Source organism: Kitasatospora sp. NPDC051705, from assembly GCF_044453265.1.
Taxonomy (GTDB): Bacteria; Actinomycetota; Actinomycetes; order Streptomycetales; family Streptomycetaceae; genus Kitasatospora.
In genome coordinates this window covers 17,212-36,038 of record NZ_JBITCO010000017.1, presented here as the reverse complement: position 1 = coordinate 36,038, position 18,827 = coordinate 17,212, and the positions used below count along the sequence as shown (strand labels likewise).

Annotated in this window: 2 protein-coding genes; both read right to left on the bottom strand. The window is 76.1% G+C overall.

Annotation, left to right across the window (positions count from 1 at the left end):
- Position 1 precedes the first annotated feature (1 nt).
- Entirely contained in the window at positions 2 to 12,487 is a 12,486-nt protein-coding gene (locus ACIA8Q_RS21695) for an amino acid adenylation domain-containing protein (protein WP_396317562.1), read from the bottom strand.
- On the bottom strand, positions 12,484 to 18,819 hold the full coding sequence (locus ACIA8Q_RS21690; RefSeq protein WP_360214072.1) for an amino acid adenylation domain-containing protein: 6,336 nt from the start codon (positions 18,817 to 18,819) through the stop codon (positions 12,484 to 12,486). Before ACIA8Q_RS21690 ends, ACIA8Q_RS21695 begins: the two co-directional genes overlap by 4 nt.
- Positions 18,820 to 18,827: the final 8 nt, after the last annotated feature.

Here is an 18,827-nt window from a genome sequence, read left to right as displayed (position 1 = left end):
CTCACTCCGCCGCGGGCGCCGACTGGCGCGCGGCCTCTCGCTCGAGTTCCTCCAGCAGCGCGTCCTCGACCAGCCGGGCGACCGCGGCCACGGTGGGGTTCTCGAGGAGGCTGCGGAACGCGATCCGGACACCGAAGGTCTGCTTGATCCTGGTGATCGCCTGGACACTGGTCAGGGACTGCCCGCCGAGGGCGAAGAAGCTGTCGTGCGCGCCGACCCGCTCGACGTGCAGGGTCTCGGCCCAGATCCCGGCGATCAGCCGTTCCGTCCCGTCGCGCGGCTCCACCCACTCCTCGGCGGCCTCGACGGCCGTCTCCTCCGGGTCGGGCAGCGCGGCCCGGTCGATCTTGCCGTGCCGGGTGAGCGGGAACTCCGCCACCTCGGTGTAGGCGGCCGGCACCAGGTGGGCGGGGAGCCGCTCCGCGAGGTAGCCGGCCAGTTCGGCGCCGCCGGGCAGGCCGCCCGCGGCGGGGCGCAGGTAGGCGACCAGGCGGGCGTGCTCGGCCTCGCCGCGGACCAGGACCACCGACTCGGCGACGCCCGGGTGCTCGTCCAGGGCCGCGGTGATCTCGCCCGGCTCGATCCGGTAGCCGCGCAGCTTGACCTGGTCGTCGAGCCGGCCGAGGAACTCCAGCCGGCCGTCGGAGAGCCGGCGGACCCGGTCCCCGGTGCGGTACAGGCGCTCCTTCGGGTCGAACGGGGCGGCCAGGAAGGCCCGTTCGGTCAGGTCGGGCCGGCCCAGGTAGCCGCGGGCCAGGCCGTCGCCGGCCAGGTACAGCTCGCCGGGCGCGCCGACCGGGGCGAGGTTGCGCTCGGGGTCGAGGACGTAGGCCCGGACGTTCTGGACCGGCAGGCCGAGGACCGGTCGGGGGCTGTCGGTGATCCGGCAGACCAGCGCGTCCACGGTGGCCTCGGTGGGCCCGTAGAAGTTGTAGGCGAGCAGGCCGGTGCGGGCCCGCAGCCGGTCCCACTGGGCCTGGCCGATCGCCTCGCCGCCGAGCGCGGCGCCGCGCAGCGGGTGGGCGCCGTCGTCGAGCAGTCCGGCGTCGTCCAGCTGGCGGAACCAGGACGGGGTGGTCTGCAGGAAGTCGATCCGCTGCTCGGCGCGGTACGCGACCAGGGCGTGCGCGTCGCGCCGGACCTCGTCGTCGACCAGGTGCAGCTCGTGCCCGGCGACCATCCACAGGACCGGGTTCCACGAGGCGTCGAAGGAGGCGGGCGCCAGGTGGGCGACCCGGACCTGCCGGCCGCCGCAGGCCTCGCGCAGCGGCTCGAAGACCGTCCGCAGGTGGCTGTCGAACAGGTTCGCCAGGCTGCCGTGCTCGATCAGCACGCCCTTGGGCCGGCCGGTGGAGCCGGAGGTGTGGATGACGTAGGCGGCGTGCTCGGGGGCGAGCGCCACCTCGGGCGCGGTGGCCGGCCGGGCGGCGATCGCGTCCCGCTCCCGGTCCGGGGCGAGCAGGTCGACGTCCGCGGGCAGCGTCAGCAGGGCGCCGGTCGCCTCGTCGGCGATCACCACCCGGGGGCGGACGTCCTCGACCAGCAGCCGCAGCCGCTCGGCCGGGGCGGCCGGGTCCAGCGGGGTGTACACGCCGCCCGCCTTGAGCACCGCGAGCAGCGCGGTGATCAGGCCGGTCCCGCGCCGCAGGCAGACCGCGACCGGCACCTCGGGGCCGACGCCCCGGTTGGCGAGGTGGTGGGCGAGCCGGTTGGCCCGCTCGTCCAGCTCGGCGAAGGTGAGCCGCTCGCCGTCGTGGACCAGCGCGACGGCCTGCGGGGTCTGCGCGGCCCGGCGGGCGAACCGCCCGGGCACCAGGGCGTCGTCGGTCAGCGCGGTCTCGGTGGCGTTGTACCCGGTGACCAGCAGCTCCCGGTGGGCGGGGGCGAGCGCGGGCAGCTCGGCCAGGGTGCGCCCGGGCTCGGCCGCGAGGTCCTCCAGCAGGGCCCGCAGGTCTCCGGTGACCCGGTCGGCGGTGTCCGCGTCGAAGAGCCCCGGGTCGTAGGCGAGCCGGAAGGAGAGCCGCTCGCCCGCGAAGACCGCCAGCACCATCGCGTAGCTGGTGGGCTCCTGCGAGCGCACGTCACGGATGCCGATGCCCTGGTCGGAGCCCATCTCGCCGTCGAAGGGGTAGTTCTCGACGACCACGTAGCTGTCGAACAGGTCGACGCCGGCGGGCAGTCCGGTCCAGCCGCGGATCTGCGCCAGCGACACGTACTCGTGGCTGCGGGCCTGGACCTGACCGCGCTGGAGGTCGCCCAGCCAGTCGAGGACGGGCTGCTCGGGCCTGACCTCCACCCGCACCGGCAGGTTGTTGATGAACAGGCCGATCATCGACTCGACGTCGGGCAGGTCCGCGGGGCGGCCGGAGACGGCCGAGCCGAAGCAGACCTCCCGTTCGCCCGAGTAGCGCGAGAGCAGCAGGGCCCAGGCGCCCTGGGCGAGCGTGTTGGTGGTGAGGCGGTGGCGCCGGGCGACCTCGGCGAGGCGCTCGGTGGTGGCCCGGTCCAGCTGGAAGACGCTGGTCGCCTCGCTGCCCTGGCGGGCCGCCTCCTCGCCGGTGCGGTCGGCGGGCAGCGCGGTCGGGGCGGTGAAGCCGTCCAGCAGCCCGCGCCAGTAGCGTTCGGCGTCGCCGAGGTCCTGCTCGCCGAGCCAGGCGACGTAGTCGCGGAACGGGCGGCGGGCGGCCGGGGCGGGCCGGTCGTGGCCGGTCAGCCGCAGGTAGTCGTCGACCACCTCGGAGACCAGCTCGGCGCTGCTCCAGCCGTCCAGCAGCAGGTGGTGCGAGGTCCAGACGACCCGCAGGGCGCCGTCCGGCTCGTCGATCAGGGCCAGCCGCATCAGCGGCGCGGCGGCCAGGTCGATGCCGCGGGTGCGGTCCTCGGCGAGGTGGCGGGCGAGCCGCTCCTCGCGCTCGGCGGCGGGCAGGTCCCGCCAGTCCAGCCGCTCGACGGGCACGGTGACCTTCTCCCGGACGACCTGCAGCGGCTGGTCGGTGTCCACCCGGGCGAAGGCGGTGCGCAGCATCGGGGTGCGGTCGGCGAGGCGCTGCCAGGCCTCGGCGAAGGCGTCCGGGTCCACGCCGCCCTCCAGCAGGAAGGACAGCTGGCCGAGGTAGACGCCCTCGCCCTCCTCGGTGAGGCTGTGGAACAGCAGGCCGTGCTGCATCGGCGTGGCCGGGTAGAGGTCGGCGATCCGGCCGGCGCGGCCGAGCTCGTCCAGCAGCGGCTGGTCGACCCGGGCGAGCGGGAAGTCCGAGGGGGTCGCGCCGGAGGCGGTGGCACCGGCCTCCCGGCAGTGCGCGACGATCCCGCGCAGGGCCGCCACCAGCTGGTCGGCGACCCGCTGGACGGTCTCCGTGGTGTGGGTGGCGGTGGAGTGGAACAGCTCGAAGCCCAGCTCGCCGTCGCGCACGTACGCGACGATGTCGAGCGGGTACTCCAGCAGCTCCGCGGGCGACTGCTCGGCGCCGTAGCCGAGCCGCACGTCCCGCAGCAGGGCGCCGTCGTGGCCGTCGACGACCCGGCCGAGGTAGTTGAAGCCGACCTGGGCGCGGGCCCCCTCGGCGAGCAGCTCCCCGGGCGCGCCGGCGGGGCTGAGGTGGCGCAGCGCGCCGTAGCCGATGCCGCGCTGCGGGAGGCTGCGCAGCTGCTCCTTGACGGACCGCAGGCGGGCGCCCCAGTCGGCGCCGGCGTCGGTGTCCAGGGCGACCGGGAAGGAGCTGGTGAACCAGCCGGTGGTGCGGCTCAGGTCGACGTCGTCGAAGATCTCCTCGCGGCCGTGGCCCTCCAGGTCGACCAGGACGGCGGAGCCGCCGGTCCAGTCGGCGAGGACCCGGGCGAGCGCGGTCAGCAGCACGTCGTTGACCTGGGTGCGGTAGACGGCCGGGACCTCGCGCAGCAGCGCGTCTGTGGTCCCGGCGTCGAGGGCGGCCCGGACGGCGGCCGCGGTGGCCACGGTCGGGGTGCCGTCGGCGTCGGCGGGCAGCGGCGCGGCGGCCGCGCGGCCGGCCGCGAACCAGTGGTCGAGCTCCTCGTCGAAGCCGCCGACCGCGGTGTGCTCGGACAGCCGCCGGGACCAGTCCGGGAAGGAGGTGCCGCGCGGGCCGAGGTCGACCGGGCGCCCCGCGGCGGCCTGCCGGTAGGCGGTCTCCAGGTCGCCCAGCAGGATCTGCCAGGAGACCGCGTCGACGACCAGGTGGTGGGCGGTCAGGAAGAGCCGGGCGCCGGCGGTGCCGCCGAGGTCGGCGAGCACGGCCTTCACCAGCGGGCCCTCGGCCAGGTCGAAGCCGGCCTGGGCGGCGGTGGCGGCGGCCAGCAGCGCGCCCTCCGGGTCGGCCTCCAGGGCGAGGTCCAGCCGCTCCAGCGGCCAGGCGTCGCCGGGGGCGGCGATCTCCTGCTGCCAGCGGCCGTAGACGGTGCGGAACCGGGTGCGCAGCGCGTCGTGGTGGGTGAGCAGCGCGTCCAGCGCGGTGCGCAGGTGCGCCTCGTCGGGGAGCTCCCGCAGCTCGGCCAGCACGGACATGGTGCTGTGCTGCGGGGCCTCGGTGTGGTGCTGGAAGAAGGCCCGCTGGATCGGGGTCAGCGGCGCCCTTCCGGTGACGGGTTCGGTGTTCACGCCGGCCGGCTCCTCGGGTTCGTGGGTGGTGATCGCCGCGGCGATCCCGGCGATGGTCTGGTGGCTGAAGATGTCCTGCGAGCTGAGGCGCAGGCCCAGCTGGCGTGCCCGGGAGACGACCTGGATGCTCAGGATCGAGTCGCCGCCGAGGTCGAAGAAGTTGTCGTCGACGCCGACCTCGGGCACCCGGAAGACCTCGGCCCAGAGCCCGGCGAGCGCCTGCTCGGCGGGGGTGCGGGGGGCGGTCCTGGTGGTGGCGGGGCGGTCGTCGGCGGCGGCCGCGGGCAGCGCCCGGCGGTCGACCTTGCCGTTGGCGTTCAGCGGCAGCCGGTCGAGCCGGACGAAGGCCTGCGGCACCATGTGCCGGGGCAGCGAGCCCTCCAGGTACCGGCGCAGGTCGGCGCTCTGCGGGTCGGTGCCGGGCACGGCCACCACGTAGCCGGTGAGCACGGCGCCGGGTTCGGTGCGCAGCGCCGCGACGGCGTCCAGGACGTCGGGGTGGCGGCGCAGCACGGCCTCGATCTCGGCCAGTTCCACCCGGAAGCCGCGGATCTTGACCTGGTCGTCGCCGCGGCCGAGGAACTCGACGTCCCCGGTGGGCAGGAAGCGCGCCTGGTCGCCGGTGCGGTAGAGCCGGCCGTCGGGGTGCGGGGTGAACGGGTCGGCGCTGAAGCGCTCCTCGGTGAGGTCGGGGCGGTTGAGGTAGCCGCGGGTGACGCCGAAGCCGCCGAGGTAGAGCTCGCCGACGACGCCGACCGGCAGCGGTTCGAGGTCCGCGTCCAGGACGTACATCCGGGTGCCCGGGACGGGCCGGCCGATCGGCACGCTCGCCACGTCCGGCAGCGACTGCGGGGTGACGGTGAAGTACGAGGACTCGACGGTGGCCTCGGTGACGCCGTAGGAGTTGAGCACCACGGTGCCGGGGGCGACGGCGGCCAGCAGCCGGCGGCAGTCGTCGGTGCGCCAGTTGTCCGAGCCGACGGCCAGGTAGCGCAGCGGCGGGAAGGGCCGGCCGGTGCGGGCGGCCTCGTCGGCCAGCGCGTTGGCCAGCGACGGGACGGTCTCGACGTGGGTGACGCGGTGGCGCTCGATCAGGTCGAACAGGCGGGCCGGGTCGGTGGTGGCCTCCTTCGGGCAGAGCACCAGGGCGCCGCCGGTGGTCAGCGCGTGGGTGAGGTCGGAGACGAAGACGTCGAAGGCCATGCTGGCGAGGTTGAGCTGGCGGGCCGGCGCCTGGTCGAGCCGGTACGCCTCGCGCCAGGCCGCGGCGGCCCGGGCGACGCTGCGGTGCTCGACCGTGACGCCCTTGGGCCGGCCGGTGGAGCCGGAGGTGTAGATGACGTAGGCCAGGTTGTCCGGGGTGACCTCGGTGCTGGGCGCCTCGGCGGGCCAGCTGTCGATCTCGGCGCGGTCGGCGTCCAGGCAGAGCACCGTCGCGTCGCAGAGCGGGAGCCGCTCGGCGAGGTCCTGCTGGGTGACGAGCATGGCGGCGGCGCTGTCGTCCAGCACCAGGCGCAGCCGCTCGGCCGGGTGGGAGGGGTCCAGCGGCAGGTAGGCGGCGCCCGCCTTGAGCACGCCGAGGGCGGCGACGACGGTGTCCGGGCCGCGGTCCAGGCAGATCGCGACCACGGTCTCCGGGCCGATGCCCTGGCCGACGAGGTGCTGGGCCAGCCGGTTGGCGCGGGCGTCGAGCTGGGCGTAGGTCAGCGAGGTGTCCTCGAAGACCACCGCCTCGGCGTCCGGGGTCAGCCGGACCTGCTCGGCGAACAGCTCGTGCAGGCAGGCGTCGCTGCCCGGGGTGCCGGTGTCGTTCCACTCGTACAGCACCCGGTCGCGGGCGCGCAGCGACAGCATCGGGACGTCGCCGACCCGCTGCTCGGGGGCGCTCGGCATGCTGCCGAGCAGGACGGCCAGCTGGTCGGCCAGCGCCTCGGCCCGGGCCCGGTCGTAGAGCGCCGGGTCGTAGGAGAGCAGCAGGGTCAGCGAGCCGTCGTCGTCGTAGGCGGTGAGGTCCAGCGTGAAGCTGGTGGTGTCTACGGCGCGGACGTCGCTGAGCCGCAGTCCGTGGCGCTCGGCGGCGGCGCCGTTGCCCGGGTAGTTCTCGAACACCACCAGGGTCTGGAAGAGCGCACTGCCGCGCGGGACGCCGCTGCTGCGCTGGATCTCGGCGATCGAGGAGTACTCGAAGCGGCGGGACTCCGCCTGGTCGGCCTGCAGCGCCGCGAGCCACTCCACCAGCGGCGCGTCCGGGTCGACGGCGGTGCGCAGCGGCAGGGTGTTCAGCAGGTTGCCGACCATGGTGTCGGCGCCGGGCAGGTCGGTCGGGCGGCCGGCCACGGTGGTGCCGAAGCAGACGTCGCGCTGCCCCGAGTGGCGGGCCAGCAGGATCGCCCAGGCGCCCTGGACGGCGGTGTTGAGGGTGAGCCGGTGGCGCCGGACCATCGCGACCAGCGCGTCCGTCTCGGCGCCCGACAGGCCGACCCGGACCTGACCGGCGGACTGCGACTCGTGGCCCTGCGGCACCGTGCGGCCGAACGGCAGCGGGGTCGGCGCGTCCAGGTCGCCCAGCAGGGCGCTCCAGTGCGCGGCGGCCGCGTCCTTGTCCTGCCGGGCCAGCCAGGCGACGTAGTCGCGGAAGGGCCGGCGCTCGGGCAGCGCCGGGGCCGCGCCCCGGCCGTCGGTGAGCGCCCGGTAGGCGGCGAAGAGGTCGGCGAACAGGTGCGAGGTGCTCCAGCCGTCCAGCACGGCGTGGTGGAAGGTCCACACGACGCGCACCGTCCGCTCGTCCTCGCGGGCCAGCGCCAGGCGCATCAGCGGCGCCCGGGACAGCTCGATCCCGGTGGCGCGCTCCTCGTCGATCAGGGCCCTGACCCGGCGCTCCAGCTCGGCGGCGGGCAGGCCGGTCCAGTCGAGGCGGCGGACCGTCAGTTCGGCGGTGCGCTCGACCACCTGGACGGGCTCGGGGACGCCGTCCCAGACCAGCCGGGTGCGCAGCGCGGGCGTGCGGTCGACGACGTGCTGCCAGGCGGCGGCCAGCGCGTCGACGTCGCGCACGCCCTCCAGCCGGAAGGCGACGTGGTCGGAGTAGGCGCCGACGCCGTCCTGGTTGAGGGTGTGGAAGAGCATGCCGCTCTGCATCGGGGTGAGCGGGTGGACGTCCTCGACCGAGGAGCCGGCCGGCACCAGCCGGTCGACGGTGGCCTGGTCGAGGCTGAGCAGCGGGAAGTCGCCGGGCGTGGCGCCGCCCGCGCCGGGGGTGAGGCAGTGTTCGACGAGTTCGGCCAGGGCCGCCGCGAAGTCGTCGGCGAAGCGCTGGACGGTGGCCCGGTCGTGGCGCTGCGGGGCGTAGTGGACGTCGAAGGTCAGCACGCCGTTGCGGACCTCGCCGACGACGTCCAGCAGGTGCGGCCGTTCCTCGTCCGGGTGGTGGTCGCGGCCGTAGTCCGGCTCGACGGCGCGGAACAGCTCGCTGCCGGCCGCCGCGTCGCTCCACTGGCCGAGGTAGTTGAAGCTCACCTGCGGCTGCGGCGCCGCGGCCAGGGCGCGGGCCCGCGGCTCGTCGCCGCGCAGGTGGCGCAGCGGGCCGTAGCCGGCGCCGCGGGCGGGCACCGCGCGCAGCAGCTCCTTGGTGTCGCGGATCAGCCGGCCGAGCGGGCGGTCGGCCGGGGACTCCAGCAGCACCGGGAAGATCGAGGTGAACCAGCCGACCGTGCGGGAGACGTCGACGCCGTCGAGGATCTCCTCGCGGCCGTGGCCCTCCAGGGTGATCAGGGTGCGGGACCGGCCGGTGAAACGGGCCAGCGCGCGGCCGAGCGCGGTCAGCAGGACGTCGTTGACCTGGGTGCGGTAGACGGCCGGCACGTCCTGGAGCAGCTGCCGGGTGCGCTCGGCGTCCAGGCCGGCGGAGACGGCACGGGTCTCGCCGACGGTGTTGCGGCCCTCCCGGTCGGTGGGCAGCTCGGCGGAGCCGGCCGGCACCGGGCGGGCCCAGTGGTCCAGCTCGGCGTCCAGGCCGCCGTCCCGGGTGAGGGCGGCGAGCCGGCGGGCCCAGCCGCGGTAGGAGGTGCCGGCCGGGCCGAGGTCGACGGCCCCGCCCCGGACGGCCTGGCGGTAGGCGGCCTCCAGGTCGTCCAGCAGGATGCGCCAGGAGACGCCGTCCACCGCGAGGTGGTGCACGGTGATCAGCAGGCGGGGCGGCCGGCCGGCGCCGTGGTCGAAGAGCAGGGTGCGCAGCAGCGGGCCCTCGACCGGGTCCAGCGAGGCCTGGGCGGCCTCGGCGAGGGCGCGCATGGCGGCGTCCCGCTCCTCGGGGGCGGCCTGGTCGAGGGTGATCCGCTCGATCCGGGCCTCGGAGGGCGTGCTGCCGGGTTCGAGCGCGGGGAGGAGCTGCACGCGCCGGCCGTCGGGGCCGGTGGCGAAGCGGGAGCGCAGGGCGTCGTGCCGGCCGACCAGGCCGGCCACCGCGCGGGCCAGCGCCGCCTCGTCGACCGCGCCGTCCAGGGTGATCAGCACGGACTGGTTGAAGTGGTGCGCACCCCGGGTGTGGTGTTCGAAGAACCACTCCTGGACGGGGCCGAGCGGGGCCGGCTCGTGGTCCTCGGCCTCGGGCCCGGCCGCCGGGGCCTGCTCGACGGGCCGGGCGGCGCGGGCCAGGTCGGCGAGCGACTGCCGGGAGAAGATGTCCTTCGAGGTGATGACGAGGCCGGCCCGGCGGGCCCTGGCGACCACCTGGATGCTGAGGATGGAGTCGCCGCCGAGCTCGAAGAAGTTGTCGTCGGCGCCGACCCGGTCGATGCCGAGGACCTCCGACCAGACCTCGGCGAGCGCCTGCTCGGCCGGGTCCTCGGGGGCCCGGTAGTCCTCCCGTTCCAGGGTGGTCTCCGGCGCGGGCAGGGCCCGGACGTCGACCTTGCCGTTGGCGGTGAGCGGGAAGGCGTCCAGGGTGACGAAGGCCGTCGGCACGCTGTAGGACGGCAGCCGTTCCTCGGCGAAGGCGCGCAGGTCGAGCGGTGCCGGCGCGGCGCCGGGCTCCGCCCGCAGGTAGCCGACCAGCCGCTTGTGGTCGCCGTCGGCGAGGGCGACGACCAGGGCGGCGGCCACCCCCGGGTGCTGCTCCAGCACGGCCTCGACCTCGCCGGGCTCGATCCGGTAGCCGCGCACCTTGACCTGCGTGTCGGCGCGGCCGAGGTACTCGACCAGGCCGTCGGCCCAGCGCACCACGTCCCCGGTGCGGTACATCCGCTCGCCGGGACCGGTGGCGAACGGCGACGGGAGGAAGCGCTCCTCGGTCAGCTCGGGGCGGCCCAGGTAGCCGCGGGCCACGCCCGGGCCGGCGATCCAGAGCTCGCCGGGGGTGCCCGGCGGGACGGGCCGGCGGCGCTCGTCGAGGACGTACACCGCGGTGTTGGAGATCGGGCGACCGATCGGGATGGCCCGCACGCCGTCGGTCTCGCGGATCAGGTGGGTGACGGCGAAGGTGGTGGTCTCGGTCGGCCCGTAGGCGTTGACCAGCCGCTGCGGCGGGCGGCCGCCCGCCAGCAGCTCGGCGATCCGGCGCGGGTTGAGCGCCTCGCCGCCGACCAGCAGGTGGCGCATGCCGCCGAAGGCGGTCGGCTCCAGGCTGACGACCTGGTTGAAGACGCCGGCGGTGAGGAACATCGCGGTGGTGCCGGTGGAGGCCAGCGCGGCGGCGAAGGCCGGCGGGTCGAGCAGGACGTCCTTGGTGATGACGGCGATCCGCGCGCCGACCACGAGCGGCGCCCAGAACTCGAAGGTGGCGGCGTCGAAGGTGGCGTCGGCGACCTGGGCGACCACGTCGTCGGCCCGCAGCGGGGCGTAGTCGGCGCCGTGGACCAGCCGGACGACGGCGCGGTGCTCGACCACGACGCCCTTGGGCCGGCCGGTGGAGCCGGAGGTGTAGATGACGTAGGCGGCGGTCTCCGGGCCGGCGTCGGTCGGCGGCGGGCCGGCCGGCAGCGCGGCCAGGTCGGCGGCGTGCTCGGCGGGGAGCAGGGCGGGCACGGCCAGGTCGGGCAGTCGGGCGAGCAGCTCGCGGTCGGTGACGCAGAGCGCGGCCGCGGTGTCCGCCAGCATGAACTCCAGCCGGTCGGCCGGGTAGTCCGGGTCCAGCGGCACGTAGGTGCAGCCGGCCTTGAGCACCGCCAGCAGGGCGACGACCAGCCCCGTCCCGCGGGGCAGGCAGACCGCGACGTGCTGGCCGGAGCCTGCGCCCCGCTCGACCAGCAGCCGGGCCAGCCGGTCCGACCGCTCGTCGAGTTGACGGTACGTCAGTTCGCCGTCCGGGTCGGAGGCGGCGATCGCGTCGGGGGTGGCCGAAGCCTGCTCGGCGACCAGGGAGTGGACCGTCCGGTCGGACGGGTAGGGCACCCGGTTCTCGGCCCACTCGCCGGTGACGAGGGCGAGTTCGGCGGCGGTGAGCAGCGGCAGGTCGCCGACCGGCCGGTCGGCGTCGGCGGCCACGCCGGCCAGCAGGAGCAGCAGACGGGTGCAGAGCGCGTCGACGGTGGCGGCGTCGAACAGGTCGGTGTTGTACTCCACCGTCCCGCCCAGCCCGCCGTCGGCGTCCGGGGTGAACTCCAGCGTCAGGTCGAAGATGGAGGAGACCGAGGGCGCGCGGAACTCGGAGACCTCCGGGCCGCCGAAGTCGGGCAGCCCGCCGGGCGCGTTCTGCAGCACCAGGGCGGCCTGCACCAGCGGGGTGCGGCTCGGGTCGCGCTCGGGCTGGATCTCGTCCACCAGGCGGTGGAAGGGCACGTCCTGGTTGCTCAGGGCGTCCCACAGCTGGTCGGTGGTGCGCTCCAGCAGCTCGCCGAAGGGCTCGTCCAGGTCGATCCGGCCCTGCAGGACCAGGGTGTTCACGAAGAAGCCGACCAGTGGCTCCAGTTCGGAGCGGTCGCGGCCGACCGAGACGGTGCCGAGGCCCACCGTGCGCTGCCCGGTGTGCCGGGCCAGCAGGACCTGGGTGGCCGCGGCGAGCACGGCGAACAGGGTGGTGCCGCGTTCGGCGCCGAGCTCCTCCAGGCCGCGGGCCACCGCCGCGTCCACCCGGAAGGCGTGCAGGGCGCCGACGGTGGTGCGCACCGCGGGCCGGGGCCGGTCGGTGGGCAGCTCCAGCGGCTGGAGGTCGGCCAGTTCCTCGCGCCAGTGGTCCAGCTGGCCGGCGAGGAGCTCCTCGGTGCAGCGTTCGCGCTGCCAGCGGGAGTAGTCGCGGTAGCTGACCGGCAGCGGGGCGAGGGTGTGCGGGCGGCCCTCGACCGCGGCCCGGTAGAGCTCGCCCAGCTCGGTGGTCAGCAGGCCCTTGGACCAGCCGTCGGCGGCGATGTGGTGCAGGTTGAGGAAGAGCGCGTGGTCGTCCGGGGCGTGCCGCACCACGGTGGAGCGCAGCAGCGGGCCGCGGGACAGGTCGAAGGGCGTGGCGAGTTCGCGCTGCAGCAGCGCGGCGAACTCGGCCTCGCGCTCCTCGGCGCCGAGCCCGGCGAGGTCCACCGGCTCGGTGTCCGGGGTGTAGGCGGGGCGCACCTCCTGGCGGGCGACGCCGTCCTCGGTGGTGAAGACGGTGCGCAGCGGCTCGTGCCGTTCGACCAGGGCGGTCAGGGCGGTGCGCAGCGCGTCCAGGTCCAGGCCGCCGCGCAGCCGCAGGCCGAAGGAGGTGGTGTACTCCACCGCGTCGGTCTCGAACTCCTGCAGGAACCAGAGCCGTTCCTGGCCGAAGGAGAGCGGGGCCGGCCCGTCCCCGCCGGGGCGGACGGCGTCCCGGTCGCCGCCGGCCGCGGTGGCCAGCCGGCGGCGCAGGATCTCGTCGGCGTCCGGCTCGGCGGCCGTGGTGTCGTCGCCGTGTCGCTGGTCTGTCATCGCTTGCTCCCCCGCGCGACGCCGCGCTTCGTGGTCCGGTCCGCCGGTGTCCGGCGCACGTCTTCGAGTACTTGCTTGCGGACGCGGTCCGCCAGGGCGGCCACGGTGCGGGCGGCGAACACGTGCCGCGCCGAGACGCCGACGCCGAACACCTCGCGGATCCGGGCGGTCACCTGCAGGGTGAGCACGGAGTTGGCGCCGTGGTCGAAGATGTCGTCCTCGGCTCCCACCGCGGCCACGCCCAGGACGTCGGCCCAGATCCCGGCCAGGGCCGCCTCGGTCTCGTCCCGCGGGGCGGTCGGCTCGCCGGCCGGGCGGCGTTCCTGCGGCTCCGGCAGGGCCCGGCGGTCGATCTTCCCGCTGGTGGTCATCGGGAACGCGTCCAGCACCACGACCACCGGCGGCACCATGTAGCCGGGCAGCCGCTCGGCGAGCCGGGCCCTGATCCGCTCCGGGTCGGCGGTGCCGCCCGCGGGCACCACGTAGCCGGTCAGTGCGGTCTGCCCGGACGGCCCGGTGCGGGCGACGACGGCGGTCTGCTCGACGCTCTCGTCGTCGAGCAGCGCGGTCTCGATCTCGCCGAGCTCGATCCGGTAGCCGCGCACCTTGACCTGGTTGTCGATCCGGCCGAGGAACTCCAGGGTGCCGTCGGGCAGCCAGCGGACGAGGTCGCCGGTGCGGTAGAGCCGGGCGCCGGGCCCGGCGCCGAGGTGGTCCGGGACGAACCGTTCCTCGGTCAGCTCGGGGCGGCCCAGGTAGCCGCGGGCCACCCCGGCACCGCCGACGTACAGCTCGCCGGGGACGCCGACCGGCACCGGCGCGCGGCGCTCGTCGAGCACGTAGCCGGTGGTGTTGGCGATCGGCCGGCCGATCGAGGGCAGCCGCCCGGCCGGGGCGTCCTCCTCGCACTCCAGGACGGTGCCGGTGGTCAGCACCGTGGTCTCGGTCGGGCCGTAGAGGTTGGCCAGCGAGAACGCGGTGCCGCGCGGCAGCCGCCGGCGCACCACGTCGGCGCCGGTGATGACGTGCCGCACCCGGCCCCGGTACAGCGCGGGCTGGTCCAGCAGGGCCTCCAGCCGCGGCGCCGGGACGAGGATCAGGGTGATGCCCTGGTCGACGATCCAGTCCGCCGTCAGGTGCGGGTCCTCCAGCACCCGGTCGGGCAGGTAGCGGATCTCGACGCCGCAGGCGAGCGCGCCCCACTGCTCCAGGACGGTGGGGTCGAAGCCGGGCGGCACCATCTGGGTGGCCCGGTCGCCCGGCCGGGCGTCGAAGAACTCCCGGTACCAGTCGCAGAGGTTGACCACGCCGCGGTGCTCGATCAGCACGCCCTTGGCCTGGCCGGTGGAGCCCGAGGTGTAGATCACGTAGGCGAGGTCGGACGGGCCGACGGCCACCTCGGGCGGCCCGTCGGGGCCACCGGCCGGGGTGCCCGCCGCGGTGTCCTCGACGTAGAGCGTCTCGACTCCCTCCGGCGCCCCGGGCCCGGCCAGGCCGCGCTGGGTGAGCAGCACCGGCACACCGGCGTCGCCGAGCACGAAGAGCGTGCGGTCGTCGGGGAGTTCCGGGTCGAGCGGCAGGTAGGCTCCGCCGGCCTTGAGCACCGCGAGCTGGGCGATCGTCATCTCGGCGCCGCGCAGCGTCCGGACGCCGACCACGGTGCCGGGTGCGACGCCGCGATCGACCAGCCGGTGCGCCAGCGCGTCGGTGAGCGCGTCGAGTTCGGCGAAGGTCAGGCTGCGGTCCTCGGTGGTGACGGCGGGGGCGTCCGGGGTGCGCCGGGCCTGCTCGGCCACCAGCCGGTGGACGGTGGCGGTGCGGAAGCGGGCGTCGGTGGCGGTGGCGTTCCAGCCGGTGGTGACGAGCCGGCGCTCCTCCTCCCCCATGATCGGCACGTCGTCGACGAGCCGGTCCGGGTCGGCCGCCATGCCCGCGAGCAGGGCGGTGAGGTGGCCGGCGATCCGCTCGACGGTCTCCGGGTCGAACAGCGCCGTGCTGTACTCGACCAGGCCGCCGATCCGGCCGTCGCGCTCCTCGAACTCGAAGCCGATGTCGAACAGCGCGTGCATCCGCGGCAGCGCCGCCTCCTCGACCCGCAGGCCGTCGGGGCCGGGCAGGGCGTCCTGGGCGCGCTTGAGCATCAGCGCCGCCTGGATCAGCGGGGTGCGGCTCGGGTCGCGGTCGGGCTTGAGCTCGTCGATCAGCCGGTCGTACGGCAGGTGCTGGTGGGTGAAGGCGTCCAGGACGGTCTGCCGTACCTCGGCCAGGAAGGCGCCGACGGTCGTCTCCGGCGTGGTGCGGGCGCGCAGCACCAGGGTGTTGACGAAGAAGCCGAGCACGTCCTCGAGTTCGCTGTGCTCGCGGCCGGAGACGATGGTGCCGACCGCGACGTCGCGCTGGCGGGCGTAGCGGGACAGCAGCAGCTGGACGCCGGCGGTCAGCACGGTGAACAGGGTGCTGCCCTCGCGGCGGCAGAGCCGGGTGAGGTCGGCGACCAGGGCGGCGGGGAGCTCGAAGGCGTGGACGGCGCCGACGGTGCTGCGGGTGGCCGGCCGGGGGCGGTCGGTGGGCAGCTCCAGCGGCACCACGCCGTCCAGTCGGCCCTTCCAGTAGGCCAGGTCGGCGGCCTCCCGCTCGCCGTGCTCGGCGTGCTGGTGCGCGGCGTAGTCGGCGTACTGCAGCGGCAGCGGGGCGAGCCCGGCGGGCCGGCCGGTGGTCTCCCGGTCGAGCAGCGCGACGAGTTCGCGGGCCATCACCTCCTTGGACCAGCCGTCGGTGACGACGTGGTGCATGTCGAGGACCAGCAGGTGCTCCTCGTCGCCCAGCCGGATCAGCCAGGGGCGCAGCAGCGGGCCGCCGCGCAGGTCGAAGCTGCGGCTCAGCCCGGTGCGCAGCAGCGCGTCCAGGCCCTCGGCGCCGCCCTCCTGCCCGAGGTCGGTGCGGCGCAGCGGCCGCGGTGCGGGGTCGTGGACGACCTGGACGCCCCGGCCGTCCTCGGTGGCGAAGGTGGTGCGCAGGATCTCGTGCCGCTCGACCAGGGCGTCGACGGCGCGGCCGAGGGCGGCGACGTCGAGCGGCCCGGTGAGCCGCAGGCCCAGCGGCGAGTTGTACTCGGTGCCCTGGGACTCGTAGTCGTACAGGAACCAGAGCCGCTGCTGCCCGTAGGACAGCGGCAGCGGCCGCTCGCGCCCGACCGGGACGAGCCCGGCCCGGCGGGCCGGCACGCCGCCCAGCCGGCCGGCCAGCCCGGCGACGGTGGGCGACTCGAACAGGGTGCGGATCGGCACCTCGACGTCCAGCACCGAGCGGATCCGGCCGATCAGCCGGGTGGCGAGCAGGGAGTGCCCGCCGAGGTCGAAGAAGCTGTCGTCGACGCCGACGGAGCCGACCCCGAGCACCTCGCTGAAGAGGTCGCACAGCTGCTCCTCCCGGGCGCTGCGCGGCCCGTGCCCGGCGCCGGCCGCGGCGGTGCCCGGGTCCGGGAGGGCGGACCGGTCGGTCTTGCCGTTGGGGGTCAGCGGGATGCCGGCGATCGGCACGACCACGGCCGGGACCATGTAGCCGGGCAGGGTCGCGGCGGCGTGCGCGCGCAGCTCGGCCGGGTCGGCCCCGGCGGGGCCGGCCGGCACCACGTAGGAGACCAGCCGGGTGTCGGCGGTGCCGTAGTCGCGGGCCACCGTGACGGCCCGGGCCACCGCGGGGTGCCGTTCCAGGACGGCGTCGATCTCGCCGGGCTCGATCCGGAAGCCGCGCACCTTCAGCTGGAAGTCGGCGCGGCCGACGTACTCGAGGTTGCCGTCGGCGGCCCAGCGGACGATGTCGCCGGTGCGGTACATCCGTTCGCCGTCGGCGCCGTACGGGTCGGGCAGGAAGCGGTCCCGGGTGAGGTCCTCGCGGTGCAGGTAGCCGGTGCCCACGCCGTCGCCGGCGATGTACAGCTCGCCCGCGACGCCGACGGGCACCAGGCGCAGCCCCTCGTCCAGGACGCGCACCCGGGTGTTGCCGATCGGGCGCCCGATGGTCGGCGCGCCGGGGCGGTCGTCGAGGCGGGCGGCGGTGGACCAGATGGTGGTCTCGGTGGGCCCGTACAGGTTGGTGACCTCGCGGCCGGTGCGGCGCATCCGCTCGGCGAGGGCGGCCGGCAGGGCCTCCCCGCCGACGAGCATCCGCAGGCCCGTCAGCGCCTGCGGCACCTCGTCGCAGAGCGCCTGCCAGAGGCTGGGGGTGGCCTGCAGGACGGTGGTGCCGGTGCGGGTGACCAGGGCGCCCAGCGCGGCCGGGTCGGTGACGGTCGCGCGGTCGGCGAGGACGACGGTGGCGCCGCCGACCAGCGGCAGGTAGATCTCCAGGGCCGCGATGTCGAAGGCGATGGTGGTGACGGAGGTCCAGACGTCCTCGGCGGCCAGCGGGAAGAGGTCGGCCATCGAGACCAGGAAGTTGGTGAGCGCGCGGCGGCTGATGACCACGCCCTTGGGGCGGCCGGTGGATCCGGAGGTGTAGATGACGTACGCCGGGTCGGCCGCGGTGGCGGCGGGGCCCGGTGCCGGGGCGGGCCCGGCGGCGAGCCGGGCGCGCACCTGCGCGTCGTCCAGCAGCACCGGGTGCGCGGCGGTGGCGGGCAGCCGGGCGGCCGTCGCGGTGTCGGTGACCAGGGCGGAGGGCCCGGCGTGGTCGAGGATGTAGCCGATCCGGTCGGCCGGGTAGTCCGGGTCGAGCGGCACGTAGGCGGCGCCGGTGCGGGCGACGGCGAGCAGGGCGACGACGAGGTCGGCGCAGCGCGGCAGGGCGAGGGCGACCAGCCGGCCCGGGGCGGCGCCGTGGCGGCGCAGCTCGCCGGCCAACCGCTCGGCGCGGTCGTCGAGTTCGGCGTAGCTGAGCACGGTGCTGCCGGCGATCAGGGCGGTCCGGTCGGGCTGGGCGGCGGCCCGGGCCCGGAACAGCGCGGAGACGTCGGCGTCGGGCACCGGCCGCGCGGTGGCGTTCCACTCGTGCAGCAGGGCCTGCCGCTCGGCCGGGTCCAGCAGGTCGTGGTCGGCCGGGTCCCGGTCCGGCTGCGCGGCGACGGCGGCCAGCAGGCGGACCAGCGCGTCGGTGAGCCGCCGGGCGGTGGCCGGGTCGAACAGCTCGGTGCTGAAGGTGACGTGCAGCCGCAGCCCCCCGCCGTCCGGCGCGGTGCGGAAGGCCAGCCGCAGGTCGAACGGGGAGTGCCGGCGGGGCAGTCGCTCGACGCGGGCGTCGAGCGGGCCGAACGGCAGGCGGGCGGGCAGGTCCTCGGTGAGGTCGAGGGCCACCTGGGCCAGTGGGTGGCGGTTGAGCGCCCGCTCCGGGCGCAGCGCGCCGACCACGGTCTCGAAGGGGACGCCGCCGTTGCGGCGGGCGGTGTCGGCGGCGGCCGCGCAGGCGCGGACCAGCTCGCGGAAGCCGGCGCCGGGCCGGGCGGCCGCGCGCAGCACCACCGGGTTGGCCAACGGGCCGACCGTTCCGGCGCGTTCGGCGTCGTCCCGGCCGGGCAGGCTGCCGACCAGGGGGACGTCCGGGCCGGCGCCGAAGCGGCCGAGCAGGACGGTCACGGCGGCGTGCAGCACGGCCTCGACACCGGCGCCGGCGTCGGCGGCCAGGCCGGTGAGGGCGGCGGTCAGCGGGGCGTCCAGCGCGGTGCGGTACTCGTCGGCGGCGTAGCGGGTGACGGCCGGGCGCGGCCGGTCGACGGGCAGCTCCAGCTGCGACGGGGCGCCGTCCAGCACGGCGCGCCAGTGGGCGAGTTCGGCGGCGGCCTGGTCGGTGGGCCGGTCGGGGGCGCCGTAGCGGGCGCGGTCGGCGGCGGCCACCGCGGCGTACTGGGGTGCGGGGGCCGCGTCCTGGTCGGCGGTGTACGCGCGGGCCAGGTCGTCGAGGATCAGGCCGAGCGAGCGCTCGTCGGCGGCGATCTCGTGCACGGTCAGCAGCAGCACGTGGTCCTGCGGGCCGGCGGCCAGCAGCCGGGCCCGCAGCGGGGCCTCCCGGGTGAGGTCCAGGCCTTCCGCGGCGGCCCGGGCCAGCGCCTCGTCCACCCGGTCGGGGTCGACGGGTTCGGCGCGCAGCCCGGCGAACGGCGCGCCGTCGGGGGCCGCACCGGGGCGGCAGCGGCCCTCCTCCTCGCGGTGCACGGTGCCCAGCAGCGGGTGCCGGCGCACCAGGGCGTCCAGCGCGGCGCGCAGGCGGTCCGGGAGCAGCGCGCCGGTCAGGCGCAGCGCCACCGCGTGGGTGTGGCCGGCGGCGCCCTCCTGGAAGCGGTTCAGGAACCACAGGCGCTGCTGCGCCGGCGACAGGGCACTGTCGTTGGTGATCGTCACGTTCGCTC

Bases quoted from the DNA above. Each gene is read 5' to 3' on its own strand.
- ACIA8Q_RS21695 (WP_396317562.1), bottom strand. From the start codon at position 12,487: ATGACAGACCAGCGACACGGCGACGACACCACGGCCGCCGAGCCGGAC.